Source organism: Paraburkholderia sp. RAU2J, from assembly GCF_003634845.1.
In the GTDB taxonomy this organism is placed as follows: domain Bacteria; phylum Pseudomonadota; class Gammaproteobacteria; order Burkholderiales; family Burkholderiaceae; genus Paraburkholderia; species Paraburkholderia fynbosensis.
Map to the genome: position 1 here is coordinate 234,587 of NZ_RBXG01000003.1, position 21,676 is coordinate 256,262.

The following is a 21,676-nucleotide window of genomic DNA, read 5'->3' on the forward strand; positions in this document are numbered from 1 at the left end:
CTTCATCCTTCCCAACCCGCGTGATCGAGGCTCCCCTCTTCCATCCACGCTGGATAAGACACGCGGATAGGAAAGCGCTCGATTTCGAACAGCCCGACAGGTGTCGAATGAGACGCGAGCTTTGCCCAGGTTGCGCCCTCTAAGTCGGGCATGCCGTACAGAATTGCCGTATCAGACGGCCAGAAGTATTCGCGCATCCACTTGTGAAACGAGTTGAATACCTCGCATTGCCAGAGCGTATCGATGTTCCGATAAATGACCGGGCGCTCCGGTAAAGCCAGCGTGTTATACCAGCCGCCCGGTGCCTTCTGCGGATTGCAGTCGACGTCTACTAACAGGTCCCAACATTTCCCGCCCTGGTGAACGCTGACGATGATCGAACGTGCGTTGACGCTGAACACGATGGCCGGGTTAATTTTCGTCAGCGTGAATTCACACCACGTCTTATGCTGCTCGATAGGCCGGATCTCGCCGACCCACGCTGCAATCTGCTCAAACCAATAGAAAACTGCGTATCGGCGCTTGCTGCACTGCATGTGCTCGTGACGAACCTCGCTTGCCTTCCATTTGCGTGCGGGAACACCATCCCGGCGACGTTTGCCGCGTGTGCGATGCGGCCACCGCGCGCGGCGCAATGCCAGGCGCTTTGCAAAGAAAACGCCTCGTGACCTGTCGGGGCGTCTTTTGATCTGCCCACTCACGTTGAAAATCGTTTCGCGTTCCATGCTCAGGACTCCCCTTCCATGTCTTTGATGGTGTCGAGCAGATCGGCTTGTTTCTTGATCGCATCGAGCGGATATTCGTTACTGACGGTAAAGACGGCTGACTGCCTCACAATGGGCGAAAATCGATGCATACGGCCTTCCTTGGCTGCAGCAGCTAATCGAGCGCGCCAAATCGCCAAAAAGATTGCAAGAGCCTGACGATTAATTCGAAAAAGAGTCGGCGAGGCGAAAACACCCCGCCGACTTGAAAATGCCCCGGCGTTACGAGGGATGCCGGGACAGGAGGGCCAAACCAATTCTGAGTAGCCGGTTTATTTGCTGACGACGCGCATCGTCGAAGAGACGGAACCGGACGCGATTGCATCGCCATGCGCCGACGAGTTGATTAGCTGCGTCACGAAGGAACTGACTTCCGGCCAGTGATAGACTTTCGCCCACACGAAAGCCGCGATCAGTACAGACGCCGTAGTCAGCGCGAACACTCTCCACACGCGCCTAGGTCGCGGTTTTTGGTCTTTCGCCACCGCGAGCGCAGCTGCAATTGGCGAAGCGGAGTTAATCGTGCTCGTGAAACGGACTTCGTTCGCGAACACCTTTCTGATTTCAAAGCGGTTGTGGGCCGGAATTTGCGGCTGCTGCTGCGCCCGCTTTGCTTCCTCGCTGACTTGTGGCCGCTGCGGTTCAAAATCCGCAGCCACAGCCGCGAGCCGCACCGATACCGTGTCGAGAAATGCATTCACGTCTGGATGCAGATAGCCGAGCGCATCAATTGACTCTGTATTCAGATGATCCGCAATCGTTGCAAGCTGCGACGCAAACAGCCCCGGCAATTCCGAAATGTCGCCCTGCTCGATCAACACGTGATGCTTGATGAGTCCGCCGAGAATCGCAGCGCAAATGCAGGTCAGTGCGCACGTAGCCTGTGCCGGTACGCCGATTTGCGACGCAATGTGATCGCTCAGGACGCTCGCATCTTTCCCGGTCGCGCGAGCCACGAGCGTGAAACCCGCGTGCTCAAGTTCCTTCAGTCGACCGGTCGTGTCGACCAGCTTTGCGCATTCGTCGTCAATGCGCGGGTTGATATCGCGTGACATCAAGGCGCCGAATACCATGACGGTATCCTCGCGCCCGTCCGATGCGCGCCCTGCGAAAGCAGCTATCAGAATCGAACCGGCGCGACTGAAAACGTCCGCGATGGCAGGCGGGGGCAATCCGACTTTCATCGCGATTTTTTGACGAACGATATCGTCGGCGCACGCACTCAGTGCGGCGCAAAGGTTTATCCGTTTCAATGCACGCTCCCCGTTGCAATTTCCGTTTCCTCAGCCTGCGCATCGTGATTGAACGCGAGCACCGTTAGATCACACGTGAGCGCTTCAAAAACAGGCGTCCAATCGCCGTATCTGGATTGCCGGTAAAGTCGCGTGTTTGCATACCACGGGCTATCAGTACGTTCCGTCATCCATACCCAATGCGGATTCACGTCGAGCAGGACCCACGTCGGCACGCCCAGACCGCCCGCCAGATGCGCGATGGACGTGCAGACCGTAATGACCAGATCGAGGCCGCTGACGACCGCTGCCGTATCGTCAAACGATGAGAATTCCGCTGCCGGATTGGCGACAGTCAGCCCCGCACCGCGCAGGTGCTGCACATCGGTTTCCGCATCCATCTGCAAATTGACGAAAGTGACGTTGCTCATGCCTGCAAACGCGCGGGCGTAATTCAGCGGATCGACTGAGCGCAGGCGGTTGCGCTGGTGTGTTTTGCTGCCGCTCCACGCGATACCAACACGCAGTTTCCGGTCGTTCGGCAGATAGTTGCCCCAGGTCTGAACTTTCTTCGGATCGGCCTTCAAGTACGGTTCAGCGGGTATTTCGTTTAGCGTTACACCGAGCACGAAAGGCAGACTGCCAACAGGCAAATGAAAATCGAACGCAGGCAGCGGGCGCTGATCGTGCGCAATGATCGTTTGCATTCCGTCACCGAGGCTGCGGGCGAAAAGCGTTCGCAGAGGGCTGAAACAGCAATAAATGAGCTTGCCGCCCTGCTGTTCCACGAATTCAGAAACAGCCGGGACGAAACGCACGAACTGCAAGGCATCGCCGTGGCCTTGCTCGCCCCACACGAAAATCGTTTTGCCTTTCAGCGATTCGCCGTTCCAGCGGGGCGCCGGAATGTTCGGCACGACATCACGCAATTCAGGCGAACCGCTCCAACGCGCCTCGTGATTCCGCCAACCATTTTCGTAATCACCGAGCAGCAATTGCAGCATGGCGACAGTCCAGATGATCGACGGGTTGTGCGGTTCCAGGCTCAAGGCGCGCTGCGCAACCTGCAACGCTCCCGTGAACTGTTGGAACTCACGCAGCACGTACGAATACGTCTGCAACGCAGTGACGAAATTCGGCGCGAGCGCGCATGCACGTTCGGCTGCGACCAGGCTGTCGTCCATCTTGCCGGTTTTCATCAGCACGGACGCGAGATTCGTCCAGGCAAACGCATGGTCCGGATCTTCAGCAATCGTCGCATCGAACAGTTCGCGCGCTTTATCGAACTGATCCAGTTCGAGATATGCCGCACCGAGGTTATTGCGCAGCATTGGCAATCGCGGATTCAGATTTGCCGCCCGCCTGTACGCATCGAGCGCCTGCGAATGGCGACGTGCCTGCTGATGCGCGAGCCCAAGCCGGAACCAGTTTCCTGCATCAGCGGCAAAATGCTGACAGAGGATGACTGCGATTTCTACCGAGTCATTTGCATTGCCGAGGCGCAAGGCCGAATCAAACCAGTCGATCAACCAACCGTCACCCCGTGCGCCCGTATTCCACGCGCGCCGGAAATAGTCCTGTGCGCCCTCGTCATCACCGAGCCGAATTGCGAGGCGCGCACGTTCGATCAGTGCATCGACATTTGCGGGCTCGATGCCGATCGCCTTGTCGAGCAGATTCTGTGCTTCAGCGAAGCGAGCGCGCAGCGTCATCAAGCGACTGCACGCAACGAGCACACGCGGCTCTGTCGATTCCATCGCGTGATGTGTGTCGAAGAGCCGTGAGGCCCCAATCAGATCGCTGCGCGTGATTTTCGTTTCTGCTTCCGCGAGCCATTCCATTTTTGTCTGCGTCATTTGGATGCGCTCCGGAAAACTTGCTGCGGACGGACAACCGTTTTTTCCGCTAGCCCGCCAATCAGCCCTGCGAAAGCGTCATCGTTCTTTTTGCCTTGCATCGCTTTGCGCATCGGCTCGCGGGCTTCGTCGTAAGACGGAATTACCGTATCGCGTCGATCATCAAGGCGCGCAACGATATAGCTGTCTCCGGCACGAACCGGCGCGCTTGTGACTTCGCCCGCTTTCATGGTCGCGATAACCTGCGCGAGCGGCACCGGCACACCTTGCGTATGGCCTTCCGTGATCGGATTCTTGAAACTGACCCAGGAGGTATCGGCGGCACTCGCCTGCGCGCGTGCCGCGACCTGGGCAAATGACTCACCGTTCTGGAGCAGCACCAGCGCAAATCGTGCTGACGGCTCATCGGCAAAAGTCAGCCGGCTCACCTGATATTGATACGGGCCGAGTTCGCTGACGACTGCGTTGTAGCGTTCACGTACTTGCGCATCCGTGACCGGTTCAGCAGACAGATGCCGCGCAACATAAAGGCGATTTTCCGTATCAACTTTGGCTTTTTGCATCGCGGCGCGAACCGGTTCGGTGTTGCCCAAACCATCACGCTCTGCTGCCTGACGAAGTAATTCACGCGCGACGAGCCCTTGCAGGATTTCCGGTCGCATCGACTCCTGACGGCCCACCATGGCTTCGTCCAGTTCCTCACGATGCAAGGCCACGCCGTTCACTGTCGCCACCACATCGTTAGGTGCCGAAAGCGCCACCGGCATATGCAGTGCAGCCGCGACCATCAGCAGAAACGTGAAGCCTGTCACGCGCGAAATCAATGGCTTGCCGACGAATGAAATGTGTACGTTTTGCATGTATGTTTTCCTCACGTGTGCAGTTTTCTGGTTAGGCCGCGACGAGCGCGGCGAGCAGTTCGTCGTAGTGGGCAATAAGCGGTTCGTGTGTCGCGAGAAAAGGTTTGATCGCTGCGCGCTGACGCACGCGGTATGTGTCCCAATCGCTGTTGTGATTTTCAATCGCGTGCACGAGCCGCTGCGTACCTGCATCCAGATCGCTTTCGGGGTAGTAATAGCCGACTTCCTTGCACAGATGCGCGTTGTGCACGAGCGCATACCCGTTCCACGCAGCATCGAAATAGAAATAGTTGAGCGCGAGGCCCCACTGATGCGAGACGACCACGTCAGTGTGTTCGGCGAGAAATTGCGGCGTGTCGTGACGACCAACGAAGCTGACCTTGCTGTCGCGTATCAGGTCCATGTAGTGCGCGATCCCGATAAATTCCGGACACGAGCGTGCCAGATGCTCAGCGTTCGTCACATGCACGTACCCGAGCTTTTCGCCAACCTGCCGATATGCACTTTCTGCGATAAGCAGCGGATTCAGGCAGAACTTCAGCACGTCGATATTCGGTTCCATGATCGAAATGCGCGCCGGTCCTTGACGCGGCCTGTATTCGCCTTCGAACGGCATGCCCTTCGTGCGCATCGCGAGACACATCGGGTCCCACACGAAAGGCACAGGGACGACCTTCTGACGCCTCAGCACGCCGAGAAAGCCTGCGCTTGTCTCCATCACCTGGGGAATGACCCACACCTGGTCATAGTTCTGATTGATGAAGACATGATCGGTCAGACGACGACCGAAAATCATCGCCTCTGTCATCTGCACGTATTCAGGCCCGCAGCAATAGCTGACGATCTTCGTACCACGTGTCTTGAGATAGGCTGTCTGCTCGTTGCTGATCTGCCCGCCCAGCTCGATCAACACATCGAGGCTGTCTTTTGCATGTTCAAATGCACGTGTCGGGAAGCGTTTCAGGTCCCAGGGCAGCGCGGATGTAACGACCACGTTCGTTGTGTTGACGAGCGTCACCTCGTGATCCAGCGGCGAATGCTGAAACAGTTTCGCGAGATACAGCGCGTTCTGCTTGATGCCGTTGACCCACAGACTTTCAGCCTCGTGGTGAAGCCCAATCGTGATACCGATTCGTAGTTTTCGATTCATGGATTCCCTCCGGAATTTTTTATAGAACCAAGCCGTTCAGGCGCTGACGACCACCGAGATGGCTGCGCTGTACTGTTCGATATTTGCAGGCGCAAGCGGATCGAGCGTCGTCAGAAAGGCACGCGCTTTCGCCTTGTAGTTAGCGAGATTTGCATCGTGTAGGGCGAACGCTTCGCGCAGCGCGAGCGCCCCGCCTTCGCAGTCAAAATCCGCGTACCGGTAACCGCAACCGCCCAACAAATCCGAATTGTGAATGAGCGGGTAGCCACCGTGCAGCGCTTCGTAGTAGACGTAGTTCTGTGTGTTTTCCCACGTGTGCGAAACGATGGCATCCGCTTGCTGCGTCAGAATCTCGTGGACCGGCAAGCGCGGCTCGAATGTCGCGCGACCCTGCGTGACCAGATCGAGGCTGCGCGCGAAGCCGACGAATTGCGCATCGTTCTTCAGTTGCAGGGTGTTGAACACTCGGAGGTACTCAACGAGGTCCGGCTGTTGACGGTACGCGAGGTCCGCGAGCAGCATCGGAATATGCGACGTTTTCACCATGCAGATATTCGGCTCGAGCACCGCAAGCCGCCAACGCGCCCGCCCCGGTTGATAGCCGAATGCGCCATTTGCCGAATGCTCAACGAGTGCGGGGCTCCAAAGGTGCTGCATTGCCTTCACTGGCGCACGCAGTGCCGTTTCGTAGTAGCTCGCGCACGTCTTTTCAAAGGCAGGCAATGTCCAGATTGCGCTATACGGTGTGCCTGACACGAGCATTCCGTGCGGCAAACCGAACATCATTCGCTCGATGTCGATCACGTAGTCATTCGCTACGCGCATGCCGATGACATGACCGCCCTTCTCCCGAAAGCTGCGCGCCCAATCCGGGTTAAGCTGCGCGCTCAGCTCGATAACCACGTCGAGCTTTTCGCGCGCCGTGTCGAGGTCGATGACCGGCACCGGTGCGAACTCGAGAAATTGCGCCGCTCCTGCCGGATCACCGTCGCCGCCGTTGACCAGATAAGCGGCTTGGACATTCGGTGCGTGCTTGAGCAACATCGCGAGGAAATAGCAATTCTGAAAGATGCCGTTTTCCCAGATGGATTGCTGCCCGTTGCGCAGATAGATCGTCACGCCGACTTTGAGCTTTTTCATGCCGACACCCCCGCCTTTTTGGCAGTCAGGGCGAGCAGGCGACGCGCGTAAGACGAAGTGTTTGGCGGTGCGTGCGGTGAGAGGGACGCGAGGAAGCTGCGCGAACGCTGCAAGTAATATTTGTGATGCGCGTCATGCGAGCGTGCACGAAGAAGCTGCGCCGCGCCAGCTTCAATGTCGGAATCCGGATAGTAATAGCCGTAATCGCCGAGCCACGGCGAATTGTGGATAAGTGGATAGCCACCGTACAGGGCATCGAGGTACAGAATGTTCTGATCATTCTGCCAATGATGCGCGATCACGGCATCAGCGCTCTGGCTCATGAAGCCCGCAAAGTCGTGCCGACCGTCGAGGCGCACGCGTTCCTGCCGGTGCAAATCCATCGAATTGAGCAGAAAGGAAAATGACGGGTGCTCGCGCATCTGCACACTGTTCAGGACGTGCAGCGATTTGACGGCCTCAGGTTCCGCGCGAAAAGCAGCTTCCCCGATGAGCATCGGGATCACGCAGCATTTGACAACCGAAATATTCGGCTCGAATACAGCCACGCGCAGACTACGACGCATAGACTCGCCAAGCACCGACCCCGATTCATAGCCGAATTGCAGTCCGGCTTTTTCGACAGCCGCGATTCGCTGCTCGATAAATGTGCTGTCCCAAAGAAACGGCACTTCGATAACCGGGCAGCGATGCAGCGCGCGCATCATCGGAATAAGCGCACGATCCTTGCCGAGAATCCAGATTTCATCGCAGCGGGTGGCCCGCGAGAAATAGCCGTCCCGCTGAAACACGCTTGGCTCGATCAGGCCCACATAAGGTTGACCGCAGCAGAAAAACACAACCTTTTTGCCTTGTGCCCGTGCGTAATCGAGCCATTCGACATCGAGGCCACCACCCATTTCGAAAATCACATCCGGCAGTTCGGCCAGATCGCGCGGCGCGATGAGCGGTACGCCTTGCGCCAAGGCTTCAGCTTCTGGCGGCAAGCGTGGCTGATCGCCGCAATTCAGCAGCACGATATCTGTCACGAACGGCAACGCGCGCAGCAGTTGCACGAAGTAAAAGATGTTCTGGCCTAACCCGTTTTCCCATATGCTCTGCCCCTCATGCGTGAGCACAGAAATCCCGATCTTCATTTCACGTTCCCTCTTTTTAGTTTGTTGGTCTCTTCGCGCTAAAGCGTGTCCGTTTAGCTTTTTATTTGAGCCCCATACCGGTCGTGCGCCAGTGCTTACTCCAACGTGATATCGACGCGCCGGTTTTTCGCACGGCCCTCAATCGTGGCATTGCTCGCGACCGGACTGCTTTCGCCGTAGCCGTGCACGTTGAATTTTTCAGCCTTCAAACCGTGATCACGCAGATACTTCGCAACCGCCTGCGCGCGCCGTTCAGACAGGTCCTGGTTGTGATCCACGGAGCCCGTCGAATCGGTGTATCCGTTGATCGTGATTGCCCGAAAAACTGTTCCATTTGCAGCTTCAACCAGAACGTCGAGTTTTTCGCGCGCATCAGGTTTCAGCGTCGATTTATCGGTGTCGAAATTCGCGTCACTGTCAAGCGTGATGCGTTTCGGGGGAGCAACTGGAACCACGACAGGCGCCGGAGCCGGTGCGGGTTTGGCTACAACAGGCTGCGCAGGTTGCGGCGGTGTAGCGCATTGAAAGGTCAACACACGCACGTCACGCGGGTTTTGATCGTCGCCCAGGGGCGAAACCTGCTCGATAGGCTGCACCTGTTTTTTGCCGCAGATTTCGCTCGCTTGCGAAAAGCAGGCGTTCTGACCTTCGAAAAGGCCATGACAATCAACCCGAAACGCCTGTTGACCGTTCGGCATGCCGACCCGATATGCATTCCAATGGGGAGCCTGGGCAGTCGAGCAGGCCGCGAGCAACGCGGTTGCGAAAGCAACAAGCAGAATTTTTGCTGACATTTTTTCCTCGTTCTTGATCGGCTTTTTTCGGCGCGGGATGGACCTCGTGAAATCCGTCCCGCGCACGTTTCAATACATCAAGCAGGCGTTACCATTGATACGACGCGCCTATGCCGTACGAACTACCGGCGCTGCTGATGCCCACACCGCCCCGAACCTTCAGGTTGCTCGTAATGCGTGCAGTGAAGCCGATTGCAGTCGCACCGTAGCCCTGATAGCTCGCCCCGCCAATTCCGACCGAAAGCGTCTTGCCTTGATCAACATCCGGAATCATCGTGAGAGCCGTCGCCGCAGCAACGCCGCCGTATGCTTTGCGAGCAACGGAATTGATGCTGTTGTTCAGGCTGTTTTGCACGCCTTGCAGTTGGGACATGTTCACGCCGTCGGTCGGATTGATACCCGGCGCCACGTTCGTCAGGCGACGTTCGTTACCTTCCGATCCAATCGATACCGTGTTCGCCTCGCTTGCGACCGAATTCATACCGAGTGCAACTGAATTCGGCGCGCTTGCGACGGCACCAGAACCGAGTGCCGTTGCGTTGTCACCCGATGCAGTCGAACCGACACCGACAGCGGTTGTATTGGCTCCGGTTGCGTTCGCGTTGTTGCCGAGCGCCGTCGCGGCTTGACCCTTCGCATTTGCCTTGTTGCCATAAGCCGAAGAATTCGTACCCCCAGCAGTAGCGTTCACGCCAACAGCGATAGCATTTGTGCCTGTTGCACCATCGTTGTTGTAGTTACCGCCTTGCACACCGTCATCGTTGATGCTCACGTAATGCGACGGTTTCAGAGTCGAAATCGCCGTGGACAGCGAAGACACATTGCTGTTCGTCGTGGACAGCCCCGTCGAAAGCGAGGTGACGCCGCTCGTCACAGTCGAAAGTCCGCTCGAAGTCGAAGTGCTCAACGACGACAAACCGGTGCTCGTGGACGTGCTCAGCGACGACACGCTAGTCGAAAGCGAACTCGTTGCTGTAGACAGCGAACTCGTTGCAGTCGAAGTCGAAGTACTCAACGAATCAACGCTGCTCGTGACGGTCGAGAGTCCGGTACTCAGGCTCGAAATACCCGTCGAAGTCGAAGTGGACAGCGACGAAGTGCCGGTACTCAAACTCGAAATTCCCGTGCTCGTGGACGTGCTCAGCGACGAAATTCCAGTCGAAGTCGAAGTGCTCAGCGACGAAACGCCCGTGCTCAAGCTGCTGATGCCTGTGCTAGTCGAAGTGCTCAGCGAGCTAAGGCCCGTACTGAGCGACGACACGCCGGTACTCAGACTGCTGATGCCCGTCGAAGTCGAAGTGCTCAGCGAGTCGATGCCGCTCGTCACGGTAGACAGACCCGTCGAAAGCGAACTGAGACCCGTGGACAATGAGCCTATGCCGGTCGACGTGGACGTACTGAGCGAATCGACGCTGCTTGTCACAGTCGAAAGACCCGTCGAAGTCGACGTGCTCAACGAATCAACGCTGCTTGTCACGGTGGACAGGCCGGTACTGAGCGACGAAATACCCGTCGACGTCGAAGTCGAGAGCGACGACACGCCCGTGCTTAAACTCGAAATACCGGTGCTCAGGCTAGATACAGCCGTCGAAGTCGAAGTGCTCAACGACGAAATACCCGTGCTGAGACTGCTGATTCCGGTCGAAGTCGAAGTAGACAACGACGACACGCCGGTACTCAAACTCGAAATGCCGGTGCTTGTCGAAGTGCTGAGCGAATCGACGCTGCTCGTCACCGTGGACAGACCCGTACTCAGGCTCGAAACAGCCGTCGAAGTAGACGTGCTCAACGACGATACGCCGGTGCTCAAGCTGCTGATGCCCGTGGATGCCGAAGTCGAAAGGCTCGACACGCCCGTGCTCAACGATGACAGACCCGTCGAAGTCGAAGTGCTCAGCGACGAAATTGCAGTCGAAGTCGAAGTCGAGAGCGACGAAACACCTGTGCTCAATGACGAAAGGCCGGTCGAAAGCGACGATACGCCCGTGGACAAAGAACTGATGCCCGTCGAAGTCGAAGTCGAAAGCGAATCCACACTGCTTGTCACAGTGGAGAGCCCCGTCGAAAGCGACGATACCCCGGTGCTCAGCGAGCTAAGGCCGGTCGAAGTCGAAGTGCTGAGCGACGACAAACCGGTACTCGCAGAAGTCGAGAGCGAACCGATTGCCGTGGACGTGGACGTACTCAACGAATCCACATTACTGACGACCGTCGAAAGGCCCGTGCTCAACGAACTGAGGCCGGTGCTCGTGGACGTGCTCAACGAGCTGAGGCCCGTGCTCGTTGAAGTCGAAAGCGACGACAAACCCGTCGAAGTCGAAGTGCTCAACGAATTTACGTCGCTTACGACCGTCGAAAGACCGGTGCTCAGCGACGACAGGCCCGTCGAAGTGGATGTGCTCAGCGAAGAAACGCCGGTACTCAGGCTTGATACAGCCGTCGAAGTCGAAGTCGAGAGCGAAATAATTCCGGTGCTCGTGGACGTGCTCAGCGTGTCGATCGCTTGGTTCGTCACATAAAGCTGCGAACCATTGATTGCATCTGTGCTGTCCTTCGTGACCTGACCGGCTGCAACGTTCGTGATTTGACGCTCAGCGCCAGGAGCACCGACGCTTACCACGCCGACCGGATTTGCACCGGCAAACTGATACGTTGCGCCGCCGATAATCGCGCTCGCCGTCGGATGCGAAATATCCGTCAGCGAACCTGCGCCGAGCGCAACCGAATTATCGTTAGCAGCATTTGCACCGTCGCCAATCGCAACGCTGCTCGCGCCGGCTGCTGTGGCGTTCGTACCCGCTGCAATTGCGTTCAGACCAGTTGCACCGTCGTTGTTGTAATTCCCTTGCTGCACGCCGTTATCGTTGACGCTGTAGTAATGCGTCTTCGCGGCTTCGATTGCAGTCGAGGTCGATGTGGACAAAGAACTGATGCCTGTCGACGTCGAAGTGCTCAATGACGAAACGCCGGTACTGAGGGACGACACGCCAGTCGAAAGCGAGCCGACATTACTTGCAACCGTAGACAAACCGGTCGAAGTTGAAGTGCTCAACGAATCAACGCTGCTTGTCACCGTCGAAATTCCCGTCGAAAGCGAACTTGCGACAGTCGATGCGCTCGTGCTGAGCGACGAAATACCCGTCGATGCGGAAGTGCTCAACGACGACACGCCTGTGCTGAGTGACGATACGCCCGTACTCAAAGATGCAACGCCGCTCGTCACGGTGCTGAGGCCGGTCGATGCGCTCGTGCTGAGTGAATCAACGCTGCTCGTGACGGTGGACAGGCTGCTCGATACAGACGTGCTGAGCGATGACAAACCGGTCGAAGTCGAAGTAGACAAAGACGACAGGCCAGTGCTTGCGGAAGTGGACAGCGAACTTACGCCGGTGCTCAGGCTAGAAACGCTTGCTGATGTCGAAGTGCTCAACGAAGCGACGTTGCTCGTCACCGTGCTGAGGCCCGTCGATGCGGATGTGCTCAGGGACGAAATACCTGTGCTCAGCGAACCGACGCTGCTCGTCACGGTAGACAGTCCGGTACTCGTGGACGTGCTCAACGAATCAACTGCGCTCGCGACCGTGGACACACTTGCGCTGACGCTCGAAATTCCGGTCGAAGCAGAAGTCGAGAGCGACGAAATGCCCGTGCTCAGCGAACCGATACTGCTTGTAGCGCCCGAAATTCCGGTGCTCAAACTCGATACAGCCGCCGAGGTCGAAGTCGAGAGCGATGCAACGTTGCTCGTGACCGTGGACAGACCGGTCGAAGTGGACGTGCTCAGCGAAGAAATGCCGGTGCTGAGCGAGCCGATGCCACTCGTCACCGTGGACAATCCGGTACTCGTAGAAGTCGAAAGCGACGAAATACCCGTGCTCAGCGAAGAAACCGCCGTGCTCGTCGATGCGCTGACTGTATCGATTGCCGTATTCGTCGCGTACAGTTGCGAACCGTTGATTGCGTCCGTGCTGTCGTTATTGACTTGTCCTGCGGCGACATTCGTAATCTGCCGTTCTGCGCCCTGCGCGCCAACGCTCACAACGCTTTGCGGATTTGCCCCTGCATACTGATAGGTCGTACCGCCGACCGTACCGCTTGCAGTCGGATTTGCGCCAGCCGTGATGGAACCTGAACCGAGAGCCACGTCGCCGGTATTTGTTGCGACAGCGCCCGAACCGATAGCAGTCGCATTGGTGCCTACGGCACTCGCATTATTTCCGACTGCGACGCCTGCGGCACCAGCTGCGGTTGCGCCCACGCCCGCCGCGAGCGCATTTACGCCGGTTGCGCCATCGTTGTTGTAATTCGCGCCCTGGACACCGTTGTCGTTCACGCTGTAATAGTGCGTCTTGCTCGCCGAAATCGCCGTAGACAGCGAACTCGTTGCACTAGACAAACCGGTCGAGAGCGAACCGATTCCGCTTGTCACGGTAGAAAGCCCCGTGGACGTTGATGCGGATACCGAATCAATTCCGCTCGTGATCGTGGACAAACTAGCAGAAGTCGCAGTGCTCAACGAAGACAGCCCGGTCGAAGCAGAAGTGCTCAACGACGACATGCCAGTCGAGAGCGACGACACGCCAGTCGAAAGCGAACCGATATTGCTTGCGACCGTTGAAAGACCCGTGCTTGTCGAAGCGCTCAACGAAGAAATGCCGGTGCTTGCGGAAGTCGAGAGCGATGAAACGCCTGTACTGAGGCTCGAAACGCCGGTACTGAGCGACGAAATTCCCGTCGAGAGCGAGGAAACGCCCGTGCTGAGGCTAGAAATCCCGGTCGAAGCGGAAGTGCTCAGGCTCGATACACCCGTGCTCAACGACGAAATTCCGGTCGATGCGCTCGTGCTCAATGAAGAAACGCCGGTGCTCAGCGATGACAAGCCCGTCGATGCAGACGTAGACAGCGATGCGACATTACTGTCAGTTGTCGAAAGTCCGGTCGAGAGCGAATTAATTCCGCTCGTGACGGTGGACAAGCCGGTCGAAGTCGAAGTGCTCAACGACGAAATTCCCGTCGATGCGCTTGTACTGAGCGACGTAATTCCCGTTGAGAGCGAGGAAACGCCAGTGCTCAAAGACGATACGCCGGTCGAAAGCGAAGATACGCCCGTGCTAAGGCTCGAAGCTGCCGTGCTCGTGCTCGTGGACAGCGACGACAAACCGGTGGATGCGGAAGTGCTCAATGAACTGAGGCCCGTCGAAGTCGAAGTGCTCAACGAGGACACGCCTGTGCTGAGGCTAGAAACGCTCGTGCTCAAACTCGAAACGCCAGTGCTGAGCGACGACACGCCGGTCGAAAGTGACGACACGCCAGTGCTCAGTGACGAAGCAACCGTGGACAGACTAGAAATGCCCGTCGATGTGCTTGTCGAAACCGCGTCCACTGCAAGGTTCGTGGCGTTCAGTTGCGAACCGTTGATTGCGTCAGTCGAATCTGCATTGACCTGGCCTGCTGCAACGTTCGTGATTTGTCGCTCAGCGTCTTTTGCTCCAACGGAAACGACGCTCGCGGGCGTGGTGCCTGCATATGCATAGGTCGTACCGCCGACCGTGCCGTTTTGCGTGGGATTTGCAGCGGCAGTCACCGAACCACTACCGAGCGCAACGTCACCTGCATTTGTTGCGACAGCAGCCGAACCCAATGCAACGCCGCCATTTGCTGCGGCAGTCGAAGTGTTGCCGAGTGCAATCGAGCCGGTTCCGGTTGCGCTGTTTGAATTGCCCATCGCGAGCGCGCCGGTGCCATTTGCCGTATTGTTTGCGCCGACCGTGACCGCGCCCGTACCGGTTGCGGAATTCGGATCACCAATTGCGACAGCACCGTCACCGCTTGCCGTTTGCTGATTTCCGATGGCGACCGCACTACCGCTCAGTACAGCCGATTTCGAACCCATCGCAACGGAACCAGGACCAGCAGCCGCCGCGACCGTGTTGCTGTCGCCGACTGCCACGCTCGAATCCGCTAGCGCCTGCGAGTTGTAACCGACTGCCGTTGCACTCGCACCGCCCGCCGATGCAGCGACGCCTGCGGCAATTGCATTTACGCCCGTTGCACCCTTGTTGTCGTAGTTCGCGCCCTGGACGCCGTTGTCGTTCACACTGTAGTAGTGCGTTTTGCTCGCATCGACAACCGTGCTCAACGAAGCGACATTGCTATTCGTCGTTGAAAGACCCGTGGACAGAGAACCGATGCCCGTCGATGCGGAAGTGCTCAACGACGACAGGCCAGTACTTAAGGAAGAAACGCCCGTGCTTAGCGACGACACGCCGGTCGAGAGCGAACTTACGCCAGTGCTCAGGCTAGAAACTGCCGTGGAAGTCGAAGTGCTCAGGGAAGACAGGCCGGTACTCAGTGAGATAACGCCCGTCGAAAGCGACGAAACGCCCGTGCTCAGGCTAGAAATGCCGGTGCTCGTGGACGTGCTGAGTGCATCGACTGCAAGATTCGTTGCGTTCAACTGCGAGCCGTTCACGGCATCTGTGCTGTCCGTGGTAAGCCGACCTGCCGCAACGTTCGTGATCTGCCGTTCGACACCCTTTGCACCGACACTCACAACGCTCGCGGGAGCTGCGCCCGCAAAATCGTACGACTTCCCGCCGATGGTTGCGCTAGCCGTCGGATTAGCAGCCGCAGTCACCGAGCCCGAACCGAGAGCGACATCACCTGCATTTGTCGTGGCTGCGTTCTGGCCGATTGCAACTGAATTTGCCGCTGCACCGGTTGCCGCATCGCCCAGGGCGACAGCGCTCGCACCTGCTGCCGTAGCGTTCGTGCCTACGGCAATTGCATTGACGCCGCTTGCGCCATCATTTGCGTAATTGCCTTGCTGCGTGCCATTGTCGTTAATGCTGACGTAGTGCGTGCGCGTTGTGGAAACGACCGTGCTGAGCGACGACACATTGCTATTCGTCGTGGACAGGCCGGTCGATAGAGAGCCTACGCCGCTCGCCACGGTAGACAAACCCGTCGAGGTCGATGCGCTGAGCGAAGAAAGTCCCGTCGATGCGGAAGTCGAAAGGCTCGAAACGCCCGTGCTGAGTGACGACACGCCTGTAGACAGCGAACCGACGCTACTTGCAACCGTCGATACGGAATTTGATAGCGAACTGATGCCGGTCGAAGCCGAAGTCGAGAGCGACGACACGCCTGTACTTAGTGACGAAACGCCCGTGCTCAAACTCGAAACGCCAGTGCTGAGCGACGACACGCCGGTCGAAAGTGACGACACGCCAGTGCTCAGTGACGAAGCAACCGTGGACAGACTAGAAATGCCCGTCGATGTGCTTGTCGAAACCGCGTCCACTGCAAGGTTCGTGGCGTTCAGTTGCGAACCGTTGATTGCGTCAGTCGAATCTGCATTGACCTGGCCTGCTGCCACGTTCGTGATTTGTCGCTCAGCGTCTTTTGCTCCAACGGAAACGACGCTCGCGGGCGTGGTGCCTGCATATGCGTAGGTCGTACCGCCGACCGTGCCGTTTTGCGTGGGATTTGCAGCGGCAGTCACCGAACCACTACCGAGCGCAACGTCACCTGCATTTGTTGCGACAGCAGCCGAACCCAATGCAACGCCGCCATTCGCTGCGGCAGTCGAAGTGTTGCCGAGTGCAATCGAGCCGGTTCCGGTTGCGCTGTTTGAATTGCCCATCGCGAGCGCGCCGGTGCCATTTGCCGTATTGTTTGCGCCGACCGTGACCGCGCCCGTACCGGTTGCGGAATTCGGATCACCAATTGCGACAGCACCGTCACCGCTTGCCGTTTGCTGATTTCCGATGGCGACCGCACTGCCGCTCAGTACAGCCGATTTCGAACCCATCGCAATGGAACCAGGACCGGCAGCCGCCGCGACCGTGTTGCTGTCACCGACTGCCACGCTCGAATCCGCTAGCGCCTGCGAGTTGTAACCGACTGCCGTTGCACTTGCACCGCCCGCCGATGCAGCGACGCCTGCGGCAATTCCATTTACGCCCGTTGCACCCTTGTTGTCGTAGTTCGCGCCCTGGACGCCGTTGTCGTTCACACTGTAGTAGTGCGTTTTGCTCGCATCGACAACCGTGCTCAACGAAGCGACATTGCTATTCGTCGTTGAAAGACCCGTGGACAGAGAGCCGATGCCCGTCGATGCGGAAGTGCTCAACGACGACAGGCCCGTACTCAATGAAGAAACTCCCGTGCTCAGCGACGACACGCCGGTCGAGAGAGAACTCACGCCCGTGGACAAGGAACTGACGCCGGTCGAGAGGGAACTTCCAACCGTGGACAGCGAACTTACGCCAGTGCTCAGGCTAGAAACTGCCGTGGAAGCCGAAGTGCTCAGGGAAGACAGACCGGTACTCAGTGAGCTAACGCCCGTTGAAAGCGATGAAACGCCAGTGCTCAGGCTAGAAATGCCGGTGCTCGTGGACGTGCTCAGCGCATCAACCGCAAGATTCGTTGCGTTCAACTGCGAGCCGTTCACGGCATCTGTGCTGTCCGTGGTAAGCCGACCTGCCGCAACGTTCGTGATCTGTCGTTCTGCATCCTTTGCACCGACACTCACAACGCTCGCGGGAGCTGCGCCCGCAAAATCGTACGACTTCCCGCCGATGGTTGCGCTAGCTGTCGGATTAGCAGCCGCAGTCACCGAGCCCGAACCGAGAGCGACATCACCTGCATTTGTCGTGGCTGCGTTCTGGCCGATTGCCACTGAATTTGCCGCTGCACCGGTTGCCGCATCGCCCAGGGCGACAGCGCTCGCACCTGCTGCCGTGGCGTTCGTGCCTACGGCAATTGCATTTACGCCGCTTGCGCCATCATTTGCGTAATTGCCTTGCTGCGTGCCGTTGTCGTTGATGCTGACGTAGTGCGTACGCGTTGCGGAAACGACCGTGCTGAGCGACGACACATTGCTATTCGTCGTGGACAGGCCGGTCGATAGAGAGCCTACGCCGCTCGCCACGGTAGACAAACCCGTCGAGGTCGATGCGCTGAGCGAAGAAATACCCGTCGATGCGGAAGTCGAAAGGCTCGAAACGCCCGTGCTGAGTGACGACACGCCAGTCGAAAGAGAACTGACGCCCGTGGACAGACTTGAAACGCCTGTGCTCAGCGACGATACGCCGGTCGATAAGGAACTTACGCCGGTCGATAAAGAACCGACCGCAGTTGAGGTCGAACTGGATAGCGAAGCGACGTTACTATCGGTTGTCGAAAGCGCGGTGCTCAGCGACGAGATGCCCGTGCTTGCCGATGTGCTGAGCGACGAAATGCCGGTGCTCAGACTGCCGATTCCCGTCGAAGTCGAAGTGCTCAACGAATCGAGATTGCTGTTCGTCGTTGAGAGGCCGGTCGAAAGCGACGAAATTCCGGTCGAGGTCGAAATCGAAAGGGTATCAATTGCCGAATTCGTTGCGAAAAGCTGCGAACCGTTGATTGCATCCGTGCTCGTGCCTGTAACACGGCCTGCGGCCACGTTCGTGACTTGACGCTCAGCGCCCGTTTTGCCCACGCTGACAACGCTCGTCGGTGCGCCCCCGGCATACGTATAGCTCTTGCCGCCAACTGTGCCCGTGGCCGTGGGATTTGCAGCAGCAGTAACTGAACCGCTTCCCAATGCGAGACTGTTTGCGTTCGCAGCGGTTGCGCCCTGCCCCAATGCCATTGCACCGGCGAGTGAAGCAGTTGCGCCCTGACCGATTGCTGTTGCGCCAGCCGCTGATGCGACCGAAGCTCCACCAAACGCAAGCGAATTTCCGCCGACAGCCGACGCACTGACGCCGAGCGCAATGTCGTTGATAATCGTTGTGCTACCCGCAACGCCTGCTACAGCATTCGTGCCTTCTGCGAGTGAATCAGTACCGTTCGCTTTGGAGCCGGAGCCGATAGTAACGGCACGCAGACCAGACGCAATCGCTGAAGCACCAATTGCTGTTGCGTTTGTATTTGAGGACGTGGAATTCGTGCCAATGACTGTTGCGTTGAGTCCTGACGACTGCGCGCCGTTCCCGATCACCAGCGAATTCGTATTGCTACTGACGGCGGAATTGCCGATTGCCATCGCTCCTGCGCCGCTTGATGAAGCTTGGAATCCGAGAGCCGTCCCCGCAGTTCCTGTCGCCATCGCGCTAGCGCCGAACGCATTCGAATTGTCACCGCTTGCTGTTGCCGCTCCACCGAACGCCATACTTCCGGTTCCGGTAGCTGCTGCAAGGTGACCTGTCGCGACCGAATCTGTGCCTGATGCAGTTGAAGACGCGCCGTTGGCGACGGAATAGTCACCGCTACCGAGCGCCCGCAATCCGAAAGCGGTACTAGCCGAGCCGCTCGCTATCGCAATGTGGCCGACGGCCAGTGCATCAGTTGCCGTTCCGGCAGCACCGGAACCAACTGCGATGGCGCCAGAAGAATAGACCTTGGCAGCAGAGCCGACTGCAACCCCGTTTCCGCCGTTAGCCGTGGCTCTAGTACCGAGTGCGGTGTCGTTGAGGATAGTTGCGTCGCCATTCGCGCCAGCCAAAGAACTGGCACCGACCGCAAAAGCCCCATATCCTAAAGCCTGTGCGCCAGCACCGATTGCGGACCCATTAGCCCCGGTCGCTGTGGATAAGGCGCCGATAGCGGTGTTGTTTTGCGCTGCGGCTGTCGCACCAAAACCGATTGCTGTTGCATAGACTGCCGACGAGGTACTGTTGCCTCCTACAGCAGTTCCGCCAGTAGTCGATGCAGTTACGTTACAGCCGAGAGCAACATCATTTACGTTGCCGCCGAACGACGCGTTCGTACAACCGGTGCCCTGATAAACGGCGTTCTGCGCATACGCTACATCAGGTGCGCTTAAACCCGCGACAACTGCAACTGCTGCGACGGTCAGCACACTGAGCGCAGGCATGCCGTCCATGAAGCCGTCCACGATTCCGCCTATGGCGCTAATACTCGTGACACTGCTCGTGACCCCACCATTCCCTTTCCCGTGCGCGGTATCCAATTCAGACACCGCGACGAAAGCCCCTAACGATTCATTCCAGATCGTTCGATAACTTATGTTCATTTTCTGCCCGCCTTTCTCAAAGGTTTTTCTTTAAACATCGTCAAGCACACGCATACCTCCGGCGCAGGGGCTACTCCACGCGACGGCGATTTGTAGTCCTATTTGTTAAATCGAAATCTACAATTGCAAGTTACTGGCAACCCATTCAAGGGCGTCAGGTGCTTTGACGAACTGGCCTTGTACCCACTTCGTCCCGCACTCGTGGACATGCAGTAAGTCCAGCGGATCATCAACGCCCTGGATCACTACATCGTCAGCCTGCTCTGCTGCGAGGCGTACTAATCGCGCGAGGCGTGCAACGTGTTTTTCGCCGTGGCGGGCAGCGGCAACGAACGACGCATCGATTTTGATGATGTCAGGCGCACGGATGCCGATCGCAGTTTCGATCCCGAAATTGTCTATCGCGATCTTGCAACCGGCCTGCTTGAGGCGATATGCGAAATGCTGTGCTTGCTCGTGGGCGTCGAACCAGGCGGGTTCCGGAAATTCAATCACCAGCCGCTCGGCCACATCAGGCGTTTCTTCGAGCAGATGAAAAATCGCCTTCCATACGACATCGGCGACAGCGCTTTGAGTAGAAATACCGAAGCCAAGCCGCAGAGTGGGCGAAGCTTGCAAGGCCGCAATGGCTTGCTTGACGACATACCGATCACACAGACGGATGAGCGACATGCGCTCAAGCGCAGGCATGAACAGAGCCGGGTTTAATGGCCTGCCCTGCGAATCAGAAACTGCCGCGGCACATTGCTGATACAGCACATTGTCGTTGCATGTGACGTCGCGCACCGGTTCACGGTGCAACCCCACACGCGAATCGATCATCGCGCTAAACACTTCCCCCGCCAAACCCCTCTCGTCCATCTCGTTCTCCGGATCGGTCATTTCCGTACCGCCATTGCGGTCAAAAGAGCGCTTTTAAATGTCGTTTTTTACCACTGCGTCAACTTAAAGATTGATTAATCGTTTTTGGCTTGCTTGTAAATTACGCACTGCGAACCGATGGTGCCCGTCGGCCGAGAAACTCCGGATGTGTAGAGATGCGGGCCCGGGGTTCGGGAACGCGACCGCGTTACGATTGGCGGCCCAACCCGCATTTCTCAGTACGGCGACGTCATCTCTCATAGCGCTACCGCCTAGGCCCGGAAGTGTTCCATCGCGAACGACTGATGCGCCAAGTACGGGTCTGAACCTAGGTCTTACCCGGCGCTCCCCATTGCACTCAACGCCACTTCCGAGACTTCCAGGGCCGCCATTGTTGCCCCGATCTATCGGTCCCGCTCGTCGACTTCCACTTGCGAAATACTGTCAAACCTTCGTTTTAAGGGCGGTCAAAAAAGGAAGGAACCCTTTTTGTCCGCCCCTTGTTGCTTTCTTCTAATCCTTACTGACGCACCTGCAGGGAAACGAAAAAACCTTGTTAATAATCTGGCTTAAAGGTTTTTTCTGGACGAGCGAGTGCCTGCGCTTCGTTTCACACAAATTTATTAAATAAATTAATTGGTGACAGATGTCACCAGTGACTCGCCTACGTATTCACAAACAATCAATAGTTTTTATTTGCGCGATCGATCTGCTTTAACACTATCTCGAAAAGTCATGACAAGGATGGATCGCGGCACTTCAATTGTCCATAAAAATTTATGCGAGTTGACTATCGTTTACGGTTCCACCAACCAGCGAAGATCTTGAATTTTCTTTAACTCGTAATTAGACACGCTCAT

The 21,676-nt window shown here is 57.5% G+C and carries 18 protein-coding genes and 1 pseudogene; 7 read left to right on the forward strand and 12 right to left on the reverse strand.

What is annotated here, in order from left to right:
* Positions 1-2: 2 nt before the first annotated feature.
* The 11 genes and pseudogenes from B0G69_RS32510 to B0G69_RS42270 all read right to left on the reverse strand — a co-directional run bounded on the left by B0G69_RS32510 (position 3) and on the right by B0G69_RS42270 (position 9,704).
* Entirely contained in the window at positions 3-725 is a 723-nt protein-coding gene (locus tag B0G69_RS32510) for a hypothetical protein (protein WP_121324213.1), read from the reverse strand.
* Between the two features lie 2 nt (positions 726-727).
* Entirely contained in the window at positions 728-856 is a 129-nt protein-coding gene (locus B0G69_RS42845; protein ID WP_277873598.1) for a hypothetical protein, read from the reverse strand.
* 180 nt (positions 857-1,036) lie between these two features.
* Positions 1,037-1,837, reverse strand: coding sequence for a hypothetical protein (locus B0G69_RS32515; RefSeq protein ID WP_241991584.1), 801 nt, complete (start codon positions 1,835-1,837; stop codon positions 1,037-1,039).
* A gap of 176 nt (positions 1,838-2,013) precedes the next feature.
* The gene (locus B0G69_RS42260) at positions 2,014-2,853 is read right to left on the reverse strand and encodes a hypothetical protein (protein WP_241991707.1); all 840 of its coding nucleotides are present in this window, start codon (positions 2,851-2,853) and stop codon (positions 2,014-2,016) included.
* Positions 2,854-3,192: 339 nt separating this feature from the next.
* A pseudogene (locus tag B0G69_RS42265) lies at positions 3,193-3,852 on the reverse strand (tetratricopeptide repeat protein); the annotation flags it as partial.
* Positions 3,849-4,712, reverse strand: coding sequence for a peptidyl-prolyl cis-trans isomerase (locus B0G69_RS32525; RefSeq protein WP_121324216.1), 864 nt, complete (start codon positions 4,710-4,712; stop codon positions 3,849-3,851). The pseudogene B0G69_RS42265 and the gene B0G69_RS32525, both read right to left, overlap by 4 nt.
* Before the next feature lie 31 nt (positions 4,713-4,743).
* Positions 4,744-5,862, reverse strand: a complete 1,119-nt coding sequence (locus tag B0G69_RS32530) for a DUF2827 domain-containing protein (protein ID WP_121324218.1) — start codon at positions 5,860-5,862, stop codon at positions 4,744-4,746.
* Positions 5,863-5,898: 36 nt separating this feature from the next.
* Positions 5,899-7,002, reverse strand: a complete 1,104-nt coding sequence (locus B0G69_RS32535) for a DUF2827 domain-containing protein (RefSeq protein ID WP_121324220.1) — start codon at positions 7,000-7,002, stop codon at positions 5,899-5,901.
* Entirely contained in the window at positions 6,999-8,138 is a 1,140-nt protein-coding gene (locus B0G69_RS32540) for a DUF2827 family protein (RefSeq protein WP_121324222.1), read from the reverse strand. Before B0G69_RS32540 ends, B0G69_RS32535 begins: the two co-directional genes overlap by 4 nt.
* 95 nt (positions 8,139-8,233) lie before the next feature.
* Positions 8,234-8,932, reverse strand: coding sequence for an OmpA family protein (locus tag B0G69_RS32545; protein ID WP_121324223.1), 699 nt, complete (start codon positions 8,930-8,932; stop codon positions 8,234-8,236).
* A gap of 88 nt (positions 8,933-9,020) precedes the next feature.
* Complete coding sequence (locus B0G69_RS42270; protein WP_241991585.1) at positions 9,021-9,704, reverse strand: YadA-like family protein; 684 nt, start codon at positions 9,702-9,704, stop codon at positions 9,021-9,023.
* 31 nt (positions 9,705-9,735) lie between these two features.
* Here B0G69_RS42270 and B0G69_RS42275 point away from each other — a divergent pair, with 31 nt between their 5' ends.
* From B0G69_RS42275 to B0G69_RS42300, 7 genes are all read left to right on the forward strand, one after another.
* Positions 9,736-11,451: a hypothetical protein gene (locus tag B0G69_RS42275; protein WP_121324225.1), complete on the forward strand. Its 1,716-nt coding sequence runs from the start codon at positions 9,736-9,738 to the stop codon at positions 11,449-11,451.
* 396 nt (positions 11,452-11,847) lie between these two features.
* Positions 11,848-13,002, forward strand: a complete 1,155-nt coding sequence (locus B0G69_RS42280) for a hypothetical protein (protein ID WP_241991586.1) — start codon at positions 11,848-11,850, stop codon at positions 13,000-13,002.
* 372 nt (positions 13,003-13,374) lie between these two features.
* Positions 13,375-14,466: a hypothetical protein gene (locus tag B0G69_RS42285; RefSeq protein WP_241991587.1), complete on the forward strand. Its 1,092-nt coding sequence runs from the start codon at positions 13,375-13,377 to the stop codon at positions 14,464-14,466.
* 579 nt (positions 14,467-15,045) lie between these two features.
* Positions 15,046-15,750: a hypothetical protein gene (locus B0G69_RS32570; protein ID WP_147440807.1), complete on the forward strand. Its 705-nt coding sequence runs from the start codon at positions 15,046-15,048 to the stop codon at positions 15,748-15,750.
* Positions 15,751-15,813: 63 nt separating this feature from the next.
* Complete coding sequence (locus B0G69_RS42290) at positions 15,814-16,386, forward strand: hypothetical protein (RefSeq protein WP_241991588.1); 573 nt, start codon at positions 15,814-15,816, stop codon at positions 16,384-16,386.
* Positions 16,387-16,983: 597 nt separating this feature from the next.
* The gene (locus tag B0G69_RS42295; RefSeq protein ID WP_158609018.1) at positions 16,984-17,733 is read left to right on the forward strand and encodes a hypothetical protein; all 750 of its coding nucleotides are present in this window, start codon (positions 16,984-16,986) and stop codon (positions 17,731-17,733) included.
* Positions 17,734-17,796: 63 nt separating this feature from the next.
* On the forward strand, positions 17,797-18,393 hold the full coding sequence (locus B0G69_RS42300) for a hypothetical protein (protein ID WP_121324230.1): 597 nt from the start codon (positions 17,797-17,799) through the stop codon (positions 18,391-18,393).
* Between the two features lie 1,679 nt (positions 18,394-20,072).
* On the opposite strand, the gene B0G69_RS32600 is transcribed toward B0G69_RS42300, so the two are convergent.
* A complete protein-coding gene (locus B0G69_RS32600; protein ID WP_121324232.1) occupies positions 20,073-20,837 on the reverse strand; it encodes an EAL domain-containing protein in 765 nt (254 codons plus the stop codon).
* Positions 20,838-21,676: the final 839 nt, after the last annotated feature.

Bases quoted from the DNA above. Each gene is read 5' to 3' on its own strand.
- B0G69_RS32510 (WP_121324213.1), bottom strand. From the start codon at position 725: ATGGAACGCGAAACGATTTTCAACGTGAGTGGGCAGATCAAAAGACGC.
- B0G69_RS42845 (WP_277873598.1), bottom strand. From the start codon at position 856: ATGCATCGATTTTCGCCCATTGTGAGGCAGTCAGCCGTCTTTACCGTC.
- B0G69_RS32515 (WP_241991584.1), bottom strand. From the start codon at position 1,837: ATGGTATTCGGCGCCTTGATGTCACGCGATATCAACCCGCGCATTGAC.
- B0G69_RS32525 (WP_121324216.1), bottom strand. From the start codon at position 4,712: ATGCAAAACGTACACATTTCATTCGTCGGCAAGCCATTGATTTCGCGC.
- B0G69_RS32530 (WP_121324218.1), bottom strand. From the start codon at position 5,862: ATGAATCGAAAACTACGAATCGGTATCACGATTGGGCTTCACCACGAG.
- B0G69_RS32535 (WP_121324220.1), bottom strand. From the start codon at position 7,002: ATGAAAAAGCTCAAAGTCGGCGTGACGATCTATCTGCGCAACGGGCAG.
- B0G69_RS32540 (WP_121324222.1), bottom strand. From the start codon at position 8,138: ATGAAGATCGGGATTTCTGTGCTCACGCATGAGGGGCAGAGCATATGG.
- B0G69_RS32545 (WP_121324223.1), bottom strand. From the start codon at position 8,932: ATGTCAGCAAAAATTCTGCTTGTTGCTTTCGCAACCGCGTTGCTCGCG.
- B0G69_RS32600 (WP_121324232.1), bottom strand. From the start codon at position 20,837: ATGACCGATCCGGAGAACGAGATGGACGAGAGGGGTTTGGCGGGGGAA.